Below are 18,508 nucleotides of genomic sequence, written 5' to 3'. Positions count from 1 at the left end.
AGCTATAATACTCCTTGTTGCGCTTGGGGTGATAAATGATGAAATGGTCGTTAAGTCAATTAAAAAAATCAGCTGATGACCGGTTGAAAATTGATGAAATGGTTGATTTAAAAAGTTTTTTACAAAAAAGCAATAAAGATGTACGTGATGCAAGTCTAGTTCATGTGGTAGGAGAGCAGCGTATCAAAAACAATGAAGTTACGGCTGACTTCACCTTATCTGGGACTTGGACGCTTCCGTGTGCGCGTACACTCGTTGACGTTGTTTATCCTTACGAGATTTTTGCGCATGAAACATTTGTTCAAAAGAAAGAGCAGCTTATGGATGAATCTTGGCATTTAATTGAACAAGATCGCATCGATTTACTTCCTGTTATTGAGGAGCTCTTGCTTGTTGAAATTCCAATGCAAGTATTTAGTGAAGAAGCGCTAAATGAAAAAGACTTGCCAAAAGGAAATGACTGGGAGCTCAAAACAGAAGAAGAAAACCTAGCAGAACGAAAGAAGAACGAGCCAAAAGTAGATCCTCGTCTTGCGAACCTAGCTGATTTTTTTAACAAAGATCAAGATTCGTAAAGCTGGAATATATATTAAGGAATTTGTCCTTAAAAGTTGAGACATGTTAACTTGTCTCTAAGGAGGTGTAAGGAAATGGCAGTACCTTTTAGAAGAACTTCAAAAACCAAAAAACGCAAACGTCGCACTCATTTCAAATTACAAGTTCCTGGTATGAACGAATGTTCTAACTGCGGCGAAATGAAATTGTCCCACCGTGTATGTCCTGAATGTGGTCATTACGATGGTAAAGAAGTCGTTCAACATAGTTAATTTTGCGGACAACAAGTGAAACGTACACTTGTTTTAATTAAAACCCGAAGAGATGCCATGGATCTCTTCGGGTTTTTACTATATAATAGGAAGAACTGAGGTGAAGGGACATGAAAATTGGAATGGTTGGTGCTGGTGCATTAGGTTTATTATATAGCGCCAAGCTCATGGATACTGCTGATGTTACACTTTTTGCTAGACGAAGCAAGCAAGTCGATGTATTAAAAAGAGAAGGCATTCGGTTAGATGAAGCTACGTTTAATGTTAATGTTGCATGTAGTTCTGATGTTTCTTTGCTTGCTCAAATGGATTTTTTAATCATGACAGTCAAAGCCTATCAATTAGAGAGTTTGTTGCCTATCTTAAAGCAACTTCCGATAAATCTCCCCGTTCTGTTCTTACAAAATGGTAAAGCGCATTTCCCGATGCTTTTAAAGCTACCCTTAAACATAATTTTTGTGGGGACCAGTGAACATGGAGCTTTGCGTCAAGGTGAAAATCATGTTTTCCATAAGGGAGAGGGAAAAACAAATTTTGCGAGATGGCGCGGGAAATCTGATAAGATAGAAACTTTTTTAAATGGAGGTTCTACTTTTCCGTTTACATATGTTGAAAATTATCAAGAAATGATTGATAAAAAATGGCTCGTTAATTTAATTGTTAATCCGCTAACTGCTGTTTTAGATGTACGAAATGGTGAGTTGATTTCAAATCCAATTTACTTTGCTTTTGTGCAAGACTTAATAGAAGAAGTGAGCCCTCTTCTTATGGTTAAAGATCCACTTGGAATTATACAAGCCATTTGTTCTCAGACAGCTGAAAATTATTCTTCAATGGCTATCGATGTCAAATTAAAACGTGAAACAGAGCTTGATGCAATTCTTTTGCCTCTTTTAGAGATGGGTGCCAAAAAAAAGGTGGAACTTCCAAAGTTTAGTAAGCTTTACCATGCGCTTCATTATTTGAAAGGAGAGAACGGATGTTGAGTGCTCTATTTAATTCGACAGCATTACTGATTGTTTTCCCGCTATTTGTATTTTTTTTAATAACATTATTAGGTCAAAAAATCTTTAAAAGGCCAAAAGCAAGCATGCAAATGGCTGCTGATTTTTCGACGTTCTTTTTTATTTTGGCTGTTTGTTTATTTGCGCATTTATTATTTGGGAAGTCCATTTTATTATATATGTTGCTCCTTCTTTTTTTACTAGGAATTACGGTTGTCCTTTTCTATGCAAAGAAACATGGCGAAATCAATTTTATAAAAGTGCTTAGAATCTATTGGCGTCTTTGTTTTGTGCTCGTTGTTTTGTGTTATATTGTCTTATTCGTGATTGGAGTGGTTCTAAGCCTCATGCAGCTAATAAAATAATATCAATTCTTTTCGTTCGTTTTTCCAGACAATCTTTTGCTATTTTATTTGATAGCAGAAGGTTGTCTTTTTTTTGTGGATGATGAGCAAATTCAAAATATACTATTTTTGATTTCAGACTTAATTTCTTTAAAAAATGGTTTTTATCCCCACTTATTTAAAAATAGCTTAATAACAATAAATATAGCTATTTTTAAAAGTGAAAATAGAACTTTTTAAACAAATTTATAGTTTTAAGTGGTACAAAGTGGGGAGATGTGGTAAAGTGGGAAGTAAGAAAGTGGGGGAAGTCTAATGTTCATGGGTGAATATCGGCATAACATTGATATAAAGGGCCGCTTAATCGTGCCAGCTAAATTCCGTGAACTATTAGGAGAAAACTTTGTTGTAACACGGGGACTTGATAAGTGTTTATTTGCTTATCCACGTTCAGAGTGGGCAAAACTAGAAGCAAAGCTCCAGACTTTACCACTAACTAAAAAGGATGCTCGTTCTTTTACGCGTTTCTTCTTCTCAGGTGCTTCAGAATGCGAACTAGATAAACAAGGACGGATCAACATTCCATCTAATTTAGCGAAATATGCCGACCTTGAAAAAGAAACAGTCATTATTGGTGTTTCGAATCGTATTGAAATTTGGAGTGAAACAGAGTGGGGAATCGTGTTTGAAGAAGCGGAAGAGTCTTTCTCCGAGATTGCTGAAAACATGATTGATTTCAATATTTAAGGAGGAGGAAGTTGATGTTTAACCATGAAACTGTACTTTTACATGAAACAGTGGATATGCTTAATGTAAAAGAAGATGGGATTTATGTTGACTGCACGCTTGGTGGAGCAGGACATACAAGTTACTTACTTTCAAAATTAAAAAATGGACACGTCTATGCGTTTGATCAAGATATGACAGCACTACAAAATGCAGAAATTGTGCTCGATTCAAAAACACAAAATGTCACGTTTATTAAAGCAAATTTTCGTAATATAAAGAGTGAACTAGAGGCGCGTGGCATAACTAAGGTGGATGGAATTCTTTATGATTTAGGTGTTTCTTCACCACAACTAGATGTCACTCTCCGCGGATTTAGCTACCATAATGATGCACCGCTTGATATGCGAATGGATCAGACGAGTGAGTTAACAGCGAAAGAAGTGATTAATGAATGGAGTTACCAAGATTTAGTGAAAATATTCTTCCGTTACGGAGAAGAAAAGTTTTCTAAACAAGTCGCACGTGCGATTGAAAAACAAAGACAGGTGGCACCGATCAACACGACCCTGGAGCTTGTTGAGGTGATTAAACAAGCGATTCCAGCACCAGCTAGAAGAAAAGGAGGACATCCTGCTAAAAGAGTTTTTCAAGCAGTACGGATTGCTGTAAATGACGAATTAGGAGCTGTTGAGACTTCTTTACAGCAGGCGCTTACTTTATTAACGCATGGTGGACGAATCAGCGTGATTACTTTTCATTCGCTTGAGGATCGGATTACAAAGCAGCTTTTTAAAGAAGCGTGTACGGGTCCTGAAGTTCCTATAGGTCTTCCAATTATACCTGACGAATACAAGCCTGATTATAGATTGGCTGTAAAAAAGCCCATTATCCCAAATGAAGCTGAAATTAAAGCAAATAATCGCGCACGTTCAGCGAAATTACGAGTGATTGAACGAATTTAAGAAGTAGGAGTTGATAAGTATGAGCAATGTTGCCTACAAAAGTCATTTGGAAAGAGAGCAAATACATACCGAAAAGCCAAAAAAACAAATTTTAAAACGTGGTCAAGTAACATTAGGAGAAAAAATAATTATCGTAGTAGCAGCTCTAGTTATTGCTTTCTTAGCATTCCAAATTATTGGCATGCAAGCATCTATGTATAATGTAAATAAGGATATTCAAGCAAGTGAAGCAAAAGTTACTGACCAACAGAAACAAAACAGTGAATTAAACACGCAGGTGAAAGACCTTAGCAAATATGAAAGAATCTTAAAAAAAGCAAAAGAAAAAGGTTTAAAACTTAACGAAAATAACGTGAAAGTAGTGGGTGGCAAGTGAAACGGCGTATAGGAAACATGAGGAGAGGGGCACTTGTACTTTTTAGTTTTTTTGCCGCACTTTTCTTGATTGTAACTGGCCGTTTTCTTTATTTACAAATTACCGGCTATGCAAATGGGCAGCCTCTAGCAGCAGAAGCAGCTAAACAACACAGAAACAGTGAAGTAATTGAAGCAAAACGAGGTTCAATTTTGGATCAAAAAGGTGCAGTGATTGCAGAGGATACGACCACTTATACGTTAGCTGCAGTCGTTGCTAATAAGACACAAGATGGCAAGAAAAATCCAATGTATGTTAAAGACAAAGAAAAAACAGCAGAAGTTTTAGCAAAAAATATTTCAATGAGCCAATCAGAAATTCTAAAAAAATTAAATAAAAAAGACGTTTATCAGGTAGAATTTGGTAAAGCTGGTAAAAATATTTCGATTGAAACCAAAAATAAAATTGATCAAGCAAAATTACAGGGTTTACTTTTCACTAAAACACCACAGCGTTTTTACCCAAATGGAACTTTTGCGACACAGTTAATTGGCTTTGCTCAGCAAGAAGAAAAGAAAAATGGTGAAATTTCTCTTTCTGGAAAAATGGGGCTTGAAAAAAGCTACGACCATATTCTTGCGGGGAAAAATGGCAAAGTTAACTTTAACACGGATAGTTCTGGTTATATTTTACCTAATGCCAAAAAAAATGTCACCAAGGCAAAAGACGGTAGCGATATTAAGCTTACGATCGACAAAAAGATTCAGACATTCCTAGAGGATACAATGACTGCGGCGAATGCAAAATATCAGCCAGCAAATATGATGGCTGTTGTGATGAATCCCAAAACGGGTGAAATCTTAGCGTTAAGCCAAAGACCATCCTTTAACCCAGCGGACCGGTCTGGTTTAAATAACAGTTCAGCTGGTGTTTGGCAAGATTTACCTGTAGAATCCGCTTATGAACCTGGTTCTGTTATGAAAATCTTTTCTCTAGCTTCTGCCATTAGCTTAGGTGTCTACAATCCGAAAGAATATTATCAATCAGGGATTTATAAAGTAGGGGACATTTCTATTCATGACCACAATAATGGCGTGGGTTGGGGATCGATCCCGTTTGAAGAAGGAGTAGAGCGCTCAAGTAACGTTGCTTTTGCGAAGTTGCTTAACAAGATGGGGACCGACAAATTTAAAGATTATTTAAGTAAGTTTGGTTTTGGTCAAAAAACAGGGATTCGACTTCCAAATGAAGCTAGTGGAAGAATCTTGTATAAGTATCCTGTTGAAAAAGTAACAACAGTTTTTGGACAAGGAACAACGGTTTCGATGATGCAAATGTTGCAAGGAGCATCTGCCATTGCAAGCGATGGTAAAATGAAACTTCCATACGTTGTTTCTTCTATTAAAGATCCAAATACAAATAAAGAAACAAAAACAGCACCGAAAACAACTGGTGAACCCATCTCGGCGGAAACAGCGAAAAAGACGCGAGCAGAGTTGGAAAAGGTTGTTAGCGGGGAGCATGGAACTGGTAAGCTGTATGCTCTCCCAGGCTATAAAGTAGCTGGGAAAACAGGAACATCACAAATTCCTGATCCTAAAACAGGAAAATATATGACAGGCTCAGATAATTATATTTTTTCTTTCATGGGGATGGCACCAGCAGATGATCCAGAGATTGTTATGTATGTCACGATGCAACAGCCTAAACTAAACGGAAGTGAAACAGGTGGGCAAGCGGTTGCGGATGTTTTTAATCCAGTAATGAAAAATAGTTTGCAGTATATGAATATTAAGCCTACAGAGCAAAAAAAATTGGCAACAAAAGACGTGCCTAAAGTAACATCCAAAACAGTTGATGAGGCTAAAAAAGCCATTGAAAAACAGGATCTGACGCCGATTATTATCGGAAGTGGAAAGAAAATTGTTCAGCAACTTCCAGCTGAAAATAGTAAGGTTTTACAAAATCAACGCGTGATTCTCATGACGGACGGTGAAATGACGGTCCCAAATATGATGAATTGGCCAAAAGATGATGTCCTTAAAGTCTCAGAGATCACCGGCATCCCATTTACTTTTAAAGGAAGTGGCTATGTCGCGAAACAAAGCGTTTCAGCTGGAACAGTGATGAACACGAGCACTAAAATGGCTATTGAATTAGGAGAGCCAGAAGAACTAGCTATTTTTAATCAAAATAAAGATAGCAATGATGTCGAAAAAAACAAACGTGATACAGATATTCAAGAAAATCAAGGATTAGGCGATTTACTAACTGGTGGTGGGTAATTTTTGCGAAATATAAATGAAATAAACCGAGTGAAGGCGTCTTGTTTTAAGCTTTGTTTTGCAAGTGTGACGCTTGATATCGGTTTATTTCATTTATAATTAACCTTTGAAAATCAACCGTTGTTTTTGCTAAGATAGAAAAGGATCTTTATTTAGCTTCTTTATTTTAGCAAAAACAACCTGCTTGTAAAATAAACTTAGAGGAGATGTAATCGTTGTGAAATTAAAAGATTTGCTTAAGGCATTACCGCTTTATTACGGAAAGGTTAATCTTGAAATGGAAATTAGCAAGATTGAACAAGATAGTAGGCTAGTAACAGCAGGAACACTTTTTATTTGTATTGACGGAGAAGTTGTGGATGGCCATCAGTTTGCTGAACAAGCAGCTAAAAATGGGGCAGCATTAATCCTTGCAGAAAGACCAGTAGATGTTTCTGCGCCTGTTCTAATTGTTCGTGATACAAAGCGTGTGATGGCCATTCTAGCAGATCGCTTTTATAATCAACCAAGCCAGAAGATGACATTAGTTGGCATTACAGGCACAAATGGGAAAACAACTGTTAGCCATCTAGTGGAACAAATTTTGGTAGATAGTGGTGAAATCACCGGTTTAATTGGAACAATGTATCGCAAAATTGCTGGCGAGATTTATCATACAAAAAATACAACGCCGGATAGTTTGACTTTACAAAAAACATTTCGCGAAATGCTTGATAAAAAGGTGACAAGTAGTGTTATGGAAGTTTCATCACATGCGCTTGTTCAAAGTCGAGTGTATGGTAGTGATTATGATGTAGCTGTTTTTACTAATCTATCGCAGGATCACTTAGATTATCATCAAACAATGGAAGAATATGCTTACGCGAAGAGCCTGCTTTTTGCGCAACTTGGCAATCGTTATCAAGAGGTTCACCCTAAATATGCCGTTTTAAATGCGGATGATCCTGTTTCAAAAACGATGCAAAGAGCAACGAGTGCGCCTATTGTTACTTATGCGGTTGATTCTGATGCGGATTTTAGAGCTGTGAATATTCGCACCACAGGAGAGGGCTCTACATTTGAACTTTTGACACCAGTTGGTAAAAAAAATATGCACGCGCAGATGATTGGTAAGTTTAGTATTTATAATATTTTAGCTGCTTTAGCGACTGCTTTTGTACTCAAGAAAGATATCGATCAAGCGATGCAATCTTTGAGTAAAATAAAAGGTGTGGCTGGTCGCTTTGAACTTGTACATGCCGGACAGGATTTTCCAGTTATTGTTGATTATGCGCATACGCCAGATGGTCTATTGAATGTGCTTGAAACAGTGAAAGAATTTGCTAACGGACGAATTTTTGTTGTTGTAGGTTGTGGTGGGGATCGTGATAAGGGGAAACGTCCTAAGATGGCTCAGATTGCTGTAAAATATGCGACAGATCCAATTTTTACTTCTGACAATCCTCGTACGGAAAATCCACGAACGATTATTGATGATATGATAGCTGGCGTACCAGATAATTCTTATATTGTGCGCAAGGAGAGACGTGAAGCGATTGAATACGCTATTCGTGAAGCGAAGCACGGCGATGTGGTTTTAATTGCGGGAAAAGGGCATGAAGATTATCAAATCATTGGCACGGAAAAAATCAATTTTGATGATCGAGTTGTGGCTAAAGAAGCCATTTTAAAAAAGCAGACTTTGGAATAACAACATTTGGTTAGAACTAAATGTTATAATAGTTTTATCGTAAGTAAAAATTGATTTATTTAAAAAGTTAGGAGAGATATTGTGTCATTATACATGTTCGTATCAGCATTTGCGATTGCCTTTATTATTACTGTGATTGGTGTACCGCTGTTTATTCCTTTTTTAGTTAAATTAAAATTCGGGCAAAGCATTCGCGAAGAAGGGCCAAAACTGCATGAAAAAAAATCCGGAACACCAACAATGGGGGCCGTCGTTTACTTAATAGCGATTGTATTAAGTTATTTTCTTATTTCATTTGCTGGTGGAATGTTTACAGCTGCTACCTGGCTTTTACTACTTGCACTTGTCTTTTTTGGATTCCTAGGTTTTGCTGATGATTACATTAAAGTTGTGAAAAAGCGCAATCTTGGTTTAACATCAAAACAAAAATTTCTCGGGCAAGTAGCGATTTCCGTTTGTTTTTATATTGGCTACCTGTTGGCGGGTTATCCAAATACAATTAACATTCCATTTACTGCTATTCAAGTCAACTTAGGCTACTTTTTTATCTTATTTGTTTTATTCTGGTTAGTTGGCTTTTCAAATGCTGTCAATTTAACAGATGGCCTTGATGGTCTCGTTTCTGGTTTAGCTAGTATTTCATTTGCTGTTTTTGGGATCATTGCGGTTTATCAAAATCAACAAGCGATTGCTTTATTTTGCTTTGCGGTTGTTGGGGGAATGCTTGCTTTTCTTGTTTTTAATAAAAATCCAGCAAAAATTTTCATGGGAGATACAGGATCACTTGCACTTGGGGGAGCTCTTGCAGCTGTATCGCTTTTATTAAAGCAAGAATGGCTACTGTTGTTAGTGGGGCTTGTATTTGTTATTGAAACAGCTTCTGTTATTTTACAAGTTCTTTATTTTAAAGCTACGGGGGGAAAACGGCTTTTTAAAATGGCACCCATTCATCATCACTTTGAACTTTCTGGATTAAGTGAGTGGAGCGTTGTGCTTTTATTTTGGAGCGTTGGCTTAATTACAGGTATTGGTGCTGTTTTTTGGGTTGTTTTATCGAGTTAACTAAACCGTGTAGCTGATGCTTTTGATCATTCTAACCGTTTTTATTAAATTTAGTTAGGGGAACAATAAAATGAAAAATATTGAACTTTATTACCATAAAAAAATACTTGTCCTTGGTCTAGCTAAAAGTGGGGTTTCAGCAGCAGGATTATTACATAAATTAGGTGCCTTTGTCACAGTCAATGATCGCTTGCCATTTAGTGAAAATCCAGAAGCACAGGGATTGCTAGAACAAGGGATTAAAGTTGTATGTGGTAGCCATCCGATTGAACTTTTAGATGAAGGTTTTGAGTTAGTTGTTAAAAATCCGGGGATTCCCTATGATAATCCGATGATCGAAAAAGCCTTGCAGCTCAAGATTCCTGTTATTACAGAAGTAGAGCTAGCTTATCAAATTTCGGAAGCACCGATTATTGGGATTACTGGAACAAATGGGAAAACGACAACAACAACAATCATTCATCAGATGCTGAATGAAATGAAAGAAGGACAATCACTTCTTGCGGGTAATATTGGATTTCCAGCTTCTACAGTCGCCGAAAATGCAACAAATGATCAATATATTACAATGGAGCTTTCATCATTTCAACTGATGGGTGTCGAAACTTTTCATCCGCACATTTCGGTTATTACGAATATTTATGAAGCGCACCTTGACTACCATAAAACGCGTAATGAGTATGTTTCTGCTAAATGGAACATCCAGAAAAACCAAACAGCTGATGATTTTCTTGTCATCAATTGGGATCAAGATGAATTAAAAAGTTTAACGAAAAAAACAAAGGCGAAAATCATTCCGTTTTCAACGACCCAACGATTAGGGAAAGGAAGCTACGTGAAGAATGGCCAGCTAATGTTTAATGATGAAGTGATTGGTCAACGGGATGATATTTTATTACCAGGAAATCACAATCTGGAAAATATTTTAGCAGCCATTGCGACAGCCAAATTGATTGGTGTTACAAATGAAGCCATTGTAAATGTATTAAAAACATTTAAAGGAGTACCACACCGAACACAGCTCGTTACGGAATTAAATGGGCGAACGTTTTATAACGATTCAAAGGCAACGAACATTTTAGCAACACAAAGTGCTTTAAAAGGTTTTAAAGCTCCAGTTATTCTTCTTGCTGGAGGGCTTGATCGCGGAAATGACTTTGATGAGCTAAGACCATTTTTAAGACATGTCAAAGCGCTAATTGTATTTGGTGAAACAGCTGAAAAAATTGCACATGTGGGGAAAGAAGCTGGGGTTATGGTCCATTATGTCAAAGATGTTGAAGCAGCTGTTCCGCTTTCTTATCAACTTTCAGATTCAGGAGACATTATTTTACTCTCACCTGCTTGTGCTAGCTGGGATCAGTACCGAACTTTTGAAGTACGAGGAAATGCTTTTATCGAAGCAATTAATCAGCTAGCTGAAGAGGTGGAAAAATGAAAGTAGTTGTTAGTGGTGGTGGAACAGGTGGGCATATCTATCCTGCTTTAGCTTTTATCCGTGAATTTAAAAAGCAATATAAAGAAGCGGAGTTCCTTTATATTGGGACAACAAAGGGTCTTGAAGCTGATATTGTTACGCGGGCAGGCATCCCATTTGAAGCGATTGAAATTACCGGCTTTAAAAGAAAGCTCTCGTTTGAAAACATCAGAACGATGCAGCGTTTTTTTACAGGGACGAAAAAATGCAAAAAAATCTTGCGTGAATTCCAACCAGATGTCGTTGTTGGAACGGGAGGATATGTTTGTGGCCCTGTCGTATACTCTGCTGCCAAACTAGGCATTCCAACTTTGATTCATGAACAAAATAGTGTAGCTGGTCTTACAAATCGTTTTTTAAGTCGTTATGTTAAAAAAATAGCCATTTGTTTTGAAGAAGTTAGCGATTCATTTGCTTCAGAAAAAATCGTCTTTACTGGGAATCCGCGTGCATCTGAAGTTGTTTCAGTAGATCCATCAGGTGTTCTTAGCGAATATAATTTAGAAGAAGATAAAGAAACCGTGCTGATTTTTGGTGGAAGTAGGGGGGCACGAGGTTTAAATGAGGCGGTTGAGAGAGCCCTAGCTGGATGGCATCATCGTGATTATCAATTGCTCTATGTGACAGGTGAAGCTCATTATGATCAAGTAAAGGAAAAGGCTTCTCGTTTAAATTTAGATCATCGTGTCAGTATTCAGCCGTTTGTTTACGATATGCCAAAAGTTCTTAATGCAGTGACACTTGTTGTTTCACGCGCAGGGGCAACAACGCTTGCTGAATTAACAGCACTTGGTGTTCCTAGCATTCTAATCCCAAGTCCGTATGTCACCGCCAATCATCAAGAAAATAATGCTCGTTCACTGGAAAAAAAAGGTGCGGCTGTTGTTATTACTGAAAAAGCGCTACCAACGATTAATTTATTAGCTGAAATTGATGCTATTATTGGAAATAAAGAACGATTACACGATATGCAGTTTCGTGCAAAAGCTTTGGGTCGACCAGATGCTGCAAAAGATTTAGTTAAAGTGGCTCTCAGTATTATGAAATAGGTAAAATAGAAAGAAGGTCCGAATAATATGGCTGAAAATAAAAAGATCGTTTCCATCGAAAAGCGCATCCCGGAATTAAGGAAATATCGCAAAAAAAAGCTCGTTCGCCATCTTGCCATTTTAATCGGTTTCTTTGCTATTTTAATTTTGATTACATTGTATTTCTTATCGCCTTTTAGTAAAGTGGGCGGCATTTATGTTAATGGAACAAAACAATTGACAGAAAATGAAGTTCGCGCAGAAAGTGGTATCAAAGAAAAGCAATTTGTTTTCGCCATTAACAATAAGAAAGTAAGTCAAACATTACAAAAAAATAAGTTAATTAAAAAAGCTGAAGTCAAAAAAGAAGGGATTAATCATTATCAGATTAATATTACTGAAAACAATACGATCGGCTATCAGCAAAAAGGCGCTTTATACTATGATATTTTAGAAAATGGCTATTTAATGAATTCGCGTGCACGCAAGTTTCCAATTGGGAATCAAATGATTTTCGTGGGTTTTAAAAATGGTGAAACGCTTAAAGCGATGGTGAAAGAATTGAAACAACTACCAGAAGATGTGAAACAAGCTATTTCAGAAATCCATTTACAACCAGAAAAAAATGATAAGGAGCGCATTTTACTTTACATGAATGACGGGAATAAAGTTTCTGCTACTATTTCTTCTTTTGCTGAAAAGATGAAATATTACCCGTCAATTGTTGGCCAATTAAAGCCTGGACAAAAAGGTACGATTGACTTAGAGGTAGGCTCATATTTCCAAAGCTATTACAAACAAAATCAAGAAAATAAAGAGCAGGAAAAAAAGAAGTAATGCTATAGAAAAGAACGTACGTTTGCCTTTTGTGAAATAATTCTAAAAAGTTGTTAAAAATTATTCTTTGTGCTTTAATTACACGTATTCTTAGTGTAGACTGTAAATAAGTGAATTTGACAATATCATAATGTAGATGATTTACGCTGGCACCTAAAGAAGAAAGAATGTTTGTGTTTTGCATAGATTCAGGATGAAAACTGATAAAATAGAACAGAATAGGCTAATTTGAAAATGGATAAAGGAGGTGCCGATAAATGGGAGATAGTGAAATCTATGTAAGTTTAGACATAGGAACGTCGGCAATAAAAGTCATTATTGCTGAGATGGCAGATGATCAGCTCAATATTATCGGTGTGGGAAATGTTAAGTCGCAAGGAGTAAAAAAAGGAATTATCATTGATATCGATAAAACTGTGGATTCTATAAAAAAAGCAATTGTCCAAGCTGAACGTATGGTTGGCGTAGAAATTTCTCAGGTCATTGTTGGGATTTCTTCAAGTCAGGTCACGCTTGAACCGTGTCGGGGCATTGTAGCTGTGAACAGTGAAAATAAGGAAATTGGGGACGAGGATATCTGGAATGTAATGGATGCAGCTCAAGTCGTTCCGCTTAGCCCAGAACGTGAGATCATCAGTATTATTCCTGAACAATTTGTTGTTGATGGCCTTGATGGGATAACAGATCCTCATGGAATGATTGGCGTACGTCTAGAAATGGAAGGAACTTTGATTACAGGTTCAAAAACAATTTTACATAATACATTAAGATGTGTTGAGCGTGCAGGCCTTGAAATTACTGAAATTGCGATAGAACCGCTTGCTGAAGCTGCGATTTCAATGACAGATGATGACAAGGATTTTGGGACAGCTTTAATTAACGTAGGTGCTGGAACAACCACAATCAGTGCTTTTCAAAATGGTAAGCTTATCTATACCTCAACCATTCCAGTTGGCGGGGATAATGTTACCAAGGACCTTTCGCTTGGTCTCAATACATCGACTACAAACGCTGAAAAAGTAAAATTAGAACATGGCTATGCTTTTTATGATGATGCATCGCCTGATGAAGTTTTTGCAACGGATGTTATTGGCTCAGATCAGGTGCAACATTTTACACAAGTGGAAATAGCTGATATGATCGAAGCGCGCATGGAAGAAATTTTTCAATTAGTTATGCAAGAATTAGAACAAGCTAATATCAGGCATTTGCCAGGAGGATTCGTATTAACTGGCGGGGCAATGGCTATCCCTGGTGCTGTTGATGTAGCTGCAAAGACACTTGGTGCGCATGTTCGCCTTGCTATGCCGGACTATATTGGTGTTCGTGATCCTTCTTATACAACAGCTGTTGGTTTAATCAAGTACGTTTACCAGCTTGCTGAAATAGAAGGTAGAAATCTTAGTACAGGAGCTGAAGCAACTTCATATGACGATTCAGAAGTAGAGTCTAGAGCACCCAAACAGCCTAAAGCTAAAAAAGCAGATGATGAAAAAGTCACTGCAAAAGTGAAAAAATTCTTTGGTGCATTTTTTGAATAGCTAGATCGACTTAAAATATAAAAACGGTATGTAATTAGGAGGAAGTAAGTATGTTAGAATTTGACATGAGTTCTGAAAGCTTAGCGACAATTAAAGTAATTGGTGTCGGTGGTGGCGGGAATAATGCTGTAAACCGAATGATTGAGCATGGCGTGCAAGGCGTAGAATTTATTTCAGTTAACACTGACGCACAAGCTTTAAATTTAGCTAAAGCAGAAACAAAGTTGCAAATCGGTACAAAATTAACACGTGGTTTAGGCGCAGGAGCAGTTCCAGAAATTGGGAAAAAAGCTGCTGAAGAAAGCCGTGAACAAATTGAAGAAGCCCTAAAAGGTGCGGATATGGTTTTTGTCACTGCAGGAATGGGCGGAGGAACAGGAACTGGAGCTGCACCGGTTATTGCTTCTATCGCAAAAGAACTAGGTGCCTTAACAGTCGGTGTTGTCACTCGACCATTTACTTTTGAAGGACCAAAGCGTTCTAAACAAGCAGGCGTTGGAACAGACAACATGAAGGAATCTGTTGACACCTTAATCACTATTCCAAATAATCGTCTGCTTGAGATTGTTGATAAAAATACACCAATGCTTGAAGCCTTCCGCGAAGCAGATAATGTTCTTCGCCAAGGTGTACAAGGGATTTCTGACTTAATTGCCGTTCCAGGTTTGATTAATTTGGATTTTGCCGATGTTAAAACAATCATGACAAATCGCGGTTCTGCGCTGATGGGGATCGGTATTGCTACTGGTGAAAATCGTGCGGCTGAAGCTGCGAAAAAAGCCATTTCTTCACCGCTTCTTGAGACGACAATTGACGGAGCAAAAGGCGTTTTGATGAATATCACTGGTGGTTCTAATTTGAGCTTATATGAAGTACAAGAGGCAGCTAGTATCGTATCTGGTGCTTCAGATGAAGAAGTAAATATGATTTTTGGTTCAGTCATTAATGACGAGTTAAAAGATGAGATCATTGTTACTGTTATTGCAACAGGATTTGACGAAGCAAAACAAGCCCAAAAACAAGATGCAAATTCGCGTAGACAAAATCCACAAATCCAAGTCAATCGCCCAAATTATGCGCAAACAGAAGAACAAAAACCAGCTCATCAAGAAAAAGTAAACGAACAAGCGCAAAATAATCACGATGTTGATGTTCCCGCATTTATCAGAAACCGCAATCGTCGCGGTTGATCATAAGGAGTAATCGCCTAGCCTAAATAAGCAGATGCTCCGTTTTGTCTTAAAAAAATAGGGAATGACTTAAAAAAGGTGATAACGAGTGACAAAAGAAATGAATTTACAAAAGATCGAAAAAAAGATCCAAATGGCCTGTCGCACGAGCAAACGTAAGGCTACTGATATTAAACTAATTGCAGTCACCAAAACAATTGATGCTTTGGAGATGGAAGAGTTATATCAGCTAGGCCTTCGTGATTTTGGTGAAAATCGCACGGATAGCTTTTTAGCAAAAACAGCTTTTTTAGCTGCTAAAAAGGACATTACTTGGCATTTTATTGGAACTTTACAAACGCGTAAGGTAAAAGATATTTTAACAAAAATAGATTATTTACATTCATTAGATCGCCTTTCCCTAGCAAAAGAGATTGAAAAACGTGCAACAACAAAAATAAAATGTTTCCTCGAAATAAATATTTCTGGCGAGGAAAAAAAGCATGGATTTACAAAAGAAGCAGCCATCCAATTTGTTAAGACATTTTCTTTTCAGCACATTGAAATTGTAGGTCTGATGGCAATGGCGCCTTTTACACAAGATCAAAAGGAGCTGCACCAAGTATTTCGGGATTTAAAACAAGTACAGCTTGAAATTGAAGCTTTGAAGTTACCTCATGTCCCGTGTCATGAACTTTCAATGGGGATGACCAATGATTATCCCATTGCGATAGAAGAAGGTGCGACATCTATTCGAATTGGAAGAGCTTTAGTTAATGATTAGTAAATGGAGGGAACTAAGATGGGATTAACCAATAAGTTTAAAACTTTTTTCTTCTTAGATGAAGAAGGCGATGAATATTATGAAGAAGAACCTATAAGAAAAGAGCAACCAACAATGAAAAAAAATAAAAAAGAACAAAGTCGCCTCCAAACTGTAAAAGAGCCTGAGCAGAAGGTAGTAAGTATGCAAGGCGCACAGTATTCTAGTAAAATGGTGCTTGTTGAGCCACGAGTATATGCTGAAGCACAAGAGCTAGCTGATCATTTGAAGGAATATAAAACACTCGTCGTGAATTTACAGCGTGTCAATCACGATCAAGCCATTCGTATCGTTGACTTTTTGAGTGGTACTGTATATGCTTTAGGTGGAGATATTCAACGTGTTGGGAATAACATTTTCCTTTGCACACCAGAAAATGTGGAAGTGGATGGCTCTATTTCAGAAATGCTAGAAGGACAAGACTTATTCTAAAGCGAGAGGTGCAACCAATTTGACAATATTTCTTTATCATCTGGTAAATGTCGTTTTACTGATTATTCGTTATTTACCTACAGTGATGTTTATTTACTTCTTAATGAGTTGGTTTCCAGGAGCCAGAGAATCAAAAATTGGTTATTTTTTGAGCAGAATTTTTGAACCAATACTTGAACCATTTAGAAAGATCATCCCGCCGATTGGGATGTTTGATATTTCTTCACTTGTCGCATTTATCGTCTTTCAATATGCGATGTCGGTACTGACTACATTGATTTATCGTTATGTCGTACCCATGTTATTTTAACCAAAAAATGAGAGTTATGTATTTGCCTTTAGCATCTGCATAACTTTTTTCATTTATGTTATAATAAAAAATATAGAGTTGAAAGGGAGAAAAATGATGGACGGGATTTATCAGCATTTTCGGACAGAAGAATATCCTTTTATTGATCAGGTAGTTAGTTTAGCAATAAATGTTCAAGATGAATATGCGCCAAGATTAACGCATTTTTTAGATCCAAGGCAATGTTTTATTTTGCAAACGGTTATTGGTGGCTATCCGCAGTTAAAAGTCGATTTCTTTGGTGGGAATGACACAACTGAACGAAAGCGAGCTTTCATTTACCCAGATTATTATACGCCAGCGCACGCTGATTTTGATATTGCCTTATTTCAAATTCGTTATCCAGTAAAATTTAGTACGCTTACGCATCAGCACATCCTCGGCGCGTTATTATCGCTTGGAATAAAACGCGAGCTATTTGGCGATATTATGAATTTTGGAGAGGTTTGGCAGTTTTTTGTTGCAGCTGAGATGAAGCAGTATATCATAGGGCAGCTTGAGAAAATTGGCAAAGTCAGTGTAAGGCTTGAAGAACATGATCTTACGGATGCACTAAAAGTACGTCTTGTTTGGGAAGAAAAGGTCATTACGTTAAGTAGCATGCGACTTGATGCAGTGTTAGCAAGCAGCCATAATCTTTCAAGGCAAAAAACAAAGCAACTCATTCAATCTGGACTTGTGAAAGTAAACTGGATGATAGCAACCAACCCTGATTTTGAATGCGAGGAAGAAGATATTTTATCTGTTCGTGGCTATGGACGCATTAAAGTGCGTCAGATAAATGGGCGAACAAAAAAAGATAAAATTCGCGTGGATATTTGTTATTTGAAATGAATGAAAAGCATGCTTGAGCACAGAATTTTTGTATAAGAATACTATGAAAAAGTTCAGAGTTATGTTAAAATGGAATTTAGTTAATTGTAAAAATAAACAGTTTTTCGGGGGAAGAAGCTGGATATATTTTCTCCAAAATTTTTCGGAGGTGTAAAATTATGTCATTATCTCCACTAGATATACATAATAAAGAGTTTTCGCGTGCTTTTAGAGGTTATGATGAAGATGAAGTTAACGATTTTCTTGACGAAATTATTAAAATGCTTGAGCAGCTACTCAAAGAAAAGAAACGTTTAGAAGATTCTTTAAATAATCACGAAGAGCGTTTAGGGCATTTTGTAAATATTGAAGAAACGCTTAATAAATCGCTGATCGTTGCTCAAACAACAGCAGAAGAAGTAAAGCAATCTGCTGAAAAAGAAGCTAAACTCATTGTACGCGAATCAGAAAAGAACGCTGATCGTATTTTAAATGAGGCGCTTTCTAAAGCGCGTAAGATTGCCATCGAAATTGAAGATTTGAAGCGCCAATCCAAAGTCTTCCGCGAGCGTTTACGTTTGCTTGTTGAAGCACAGATGGATTTAATCAAAAGTGATGATTGGCAAAAGCTGATGGAATACGATGTAGATGCAACTGAGCTTTCATCGATTAAAGAAATAGAAGAAGCTGAAGTTAAAGAACAGATTAATTAAAAACGATGACGAAGATAAGTAGTTTATAAAGCAAAAGGTTTAAAGCGAGCTGGTGATGGTGTGAGATC

The 18,508-nt window shown here is 37.2% G+C and carries 20 protein-coding genes and 1 other annotated feature (1 of these 21 running past the window's edge); all 20 genes read left to right on the top strand.

Annotated elements, in window-relative coordinates; genetic code table 11:
* Positions 1 to 38 precede the first annotated feature (38 nt).
* Entirely contained in the window at positions 39 to 575 is a 537-nt protein-coding gene (locus G6Q10_RS06430) for a YceD family protein (RefSeq protein WP_163655783.1), read from the top strand.
* Between the two features lie 75 nt (positions 576 to 650).
* Positions 651 to 827, top strand: coding sequence for a 50S ribosomal protein L32 (gene rpmF / locus G6Q10_RS06425; RefSeq protein WP_163654377.1), 177 nt, complete (start codon positions 651 to 653; stop codon positions 825 to 827).
* 110 nt (positions 828 to 937) lie between these two features.
* The gene (locus tag G6Q10_RS06420) at positions 938 to 1,813 is read left to right on the top strand and encodes a 2-dehydropantoate 2-reductase (RefSeq protein WP_163654375.1); all 876 of its coding nucleotides are present in this window, start codon (positions 938 to 940) and stop codon (positions 1,811 to 1,813) included.
* The gene (locus G6Q10_RS06415) at positions 1,807 to 2,196 is read left to right on the top strand and encodes a DUF3397 domain-containing protein (RefSeq protein ID WP_163654374.1); all 390 of its coding nucleotides are present in this window, start codon (positions 1,807 to 1,809) and stop codon (positions 2,194 to 2,196) included. The genes G6Q10_RS06420 and G6Q10_RS06415 overlap by 7 nt, the downstream gene beginning before the upstream one ends.
* A gap of 294 nt (positions 2,197 to 2,490) precedes the next feature.
* Complete coding sequence (mraZ, locus tag G6Q10_RS06410; protein ID WP_163654372.1) at positions 2,491 to 2,922, top strand: division/cell wall cluster transcriptional repressor MraZ; 432 nt, start codon at positions 2,491 to 2,493, stop codon at positions 2,920 to 2,922.
* Between the two features lie 14 nt (positions 2,923 to 2,936).
* The gene (gene rsmH / locus G6Q10_RS06405; protein ID WP_163654370.1) at positions 2,937 to 3,866 is read left to right on the top strand and encodes a 16S rRNA (cytosine(1402)-N(4))-methyltransferase RsmH; all 930 of its coding nucleotides are present in this window, start codon (positions 2,937 to 2,939) and stop codon (positions 3,864 to 3,866) included.
* A gap of 19 nt (positions 3,867 to 3,885) precedes the next feature.
* Positions 3,886 to 4,242, top strand: coding sequence for a cell division protein FtsL (ftsL, locus tag G6Q10_RS06400; RefSeq protein ID WP_163654368.1), 357 nt, complete (start codon positions 3,886 to 3,888; stop codon positions 4,240 to 4,242).
* On the top strand, positions 4,239 to 6,506 hold the full coding sequence (locus tag G6Q10_RS06395; RefSeq protein WP_163654366.1) for a penicillin-binding protein: 2,268 nt from the start codon (positions 4,239 to 4,241) through the stop codon (positions 6,504 to 6,506). Before ftsL ends, G6Q10_RS06395 begins: the two co-directional genes overlap by 4 nt.
* Positions 6,507 to 6,723: 217 nt before the next feature.
* Positions 6,724 to 8,196 carry a UDP-N-acetylmuramoyl-L-alanyl-D-glutamate--2,6-diaminopimelate ligase gene (locus tag G6Q10_RS06390; RefSeq protein ID WP_163654364.1) on the top strand — a complete coding sequence of 491 codons (1,473 nt, stop codon included), beginning with the start codon at positions 6,724 to 6,726 and terminating at the stop codon, positions 8,194 to 8,196.
* A gap of 81 nt (positions 8,197 to 8,277) precedes the next feature.
* Positions 8,278 to 9,258, top strand: coding sequence for a phospho-N-acetylmuramoyl-pentapeptide-transferase (mraY, locus tag G6Q10_RS06385; RefSeq protein ID WP_232057794.1), 981 nt, complete (start codon positions 8,278 to 8,280; stop codon positions 9,256 to 9,258).
* A 70-nt stretch (positions 9,259 to 9,328) separates the two neighbouring features.
* Complete coding sequence (gene murD / locus G6Q10_RS06380; protein ID WP_163654362.1) at positions 9,329 to 10,696, top strand: UDP-N-acetylmuramoyl-L-alanine--D-glutamate ligase; 1,368 nt, start codon at positions 9,329 to 9,331, stop codon at positions 10,694 to 10,696.
* The gene (murG, locus tag G6Q10_RS06375; protein WP_163654360.1) at positions 10,693 to 11,784 is read left to right on the top strand and encodes an undecaprenyldiphospho-muramoylpentapeptide beta-N-acetylglucosaminyltransferase; all 1,092 of its coding nucleotides are present in this window, start codon (positions 10,693 to 10,695) and stop codon (positions 11,782 to 11,784) included. The genes murD and murG overlap by 4 nt, the downstream gene beginning before the upstream one ends.
* A gap of 27 nt (positions 11,785 to 11,811) precedes the next feature.
* Entirely contained in the window at positions 11,812 to 12,600 is a 789-nt protein-coding gene (locus G6Q10_RS06370; protein WP_163654358.1) for a cell division protein FtsQ/DivIB, read from the top strand.
* Between the two features lie 257 nt (positions 12,601 to 12,857).
* Positions 12,858 to 14,141: a cell division protein FtsA gene (gene ftsA, locus G6Q10_RS06365; RefSeq protein ID WP_163654356.1), complete on the top strand. Its 1,284-nt coding sequence runs from the start codon at positions 12,858 to 12,860 to the stop codon at positions 14,139 to 14,141.
* Positions 14,142 to 14,191: 50 nt separating this feature from the next.
* Entirely contained in the window at positions 14,192 to 15,331 is a 1,140-nt protein-coding gene (gene ftsZ / locus G6Q10_RS06360) for a cell division protein FtsZ (protein WP_163654354.1), read from the top strand.
* A gap of 88 nt (positions 15,332 to 15,419) precedes the next feature.
* On the top strand, positions 15,420 to 16,094 hold the full coding sequence (locus tag G6Q10_RS06355) for a YggS family pyridoxal phosphate-dependent enzyme (RefSeq protein WP_163654352.1): 675 nt from the start codon (positions 15,420 to 15,422) through the stop codon (positions 16,092 to 16,094).
* Positions 16,095 to 16,112: 18 nt separating this feature from the next.
* Positions 16,113 to 16,565, top strand: a complete 453-nt coding sequence (locus G6Q10_RS06350) for a cell division protein SepF (RefSeq protein ID WP_163654350.1) — start codon at positions 16,113 to 16,115, stop codon at positions 16,563 to 16,565.
* Positions 16,566 to 16,584: 19 nt separating this feature from the next.
* Positions 16,585 to 16,875: a YggT family protein gene (locus G6Q10_RS06345; RefSeq protein ID WP_163654348.1), complete on the top strand. Its 291-nt coding sequence runs from the start codon at positions 16,585 to 16,587 to the stop codon at positions 16,873 to 16,875.
* A gap of 96 nt (positions 16,876 to 16,971) precedes the next feature.
* Positions 16,972 to 17,748 (top strand): YlmH family RNA-binding protein, encoded by a 777-nt coding sequence (locus tag G6Q10_RS06340; protein ID WP_197914103.1) that lies wholly within the window; start codon positions 16,972 to 16,974, stop codon positions 17,746 to 17,748.
* 158 nt (positions 17,749 to 17,906) lie between these two features.
* Positions 17,907 to 18,440, top strand: a complete 534-nt coding sequence (locus tag G6Q10_RS06335; protein WP_163654343.1) for a DivIVA domain-containing protein — start codon at positions 17,907 to 17,909, stop codon at positions 18,438 to 18,440.
* Positions 18,437 to 18,508 (top strand) — a binding site (T-box leader) (it continues 151 nt past the right edge of the window). Its footprint overlaps the gene before it by 4 nt.

The organism is Listeria sp. PSOL-1 (genome assembly GCF_902806445.1).
GTDB lineage: Bacteria > Bacillota > Bacilli > Lactobacillales > Listeriaceae > Listeria.
The sequence above is the reverse complement of the archived record's forward strand: the minus strand, read 5'-3'. Positions and strand labels throughout refer to the sequence as shown.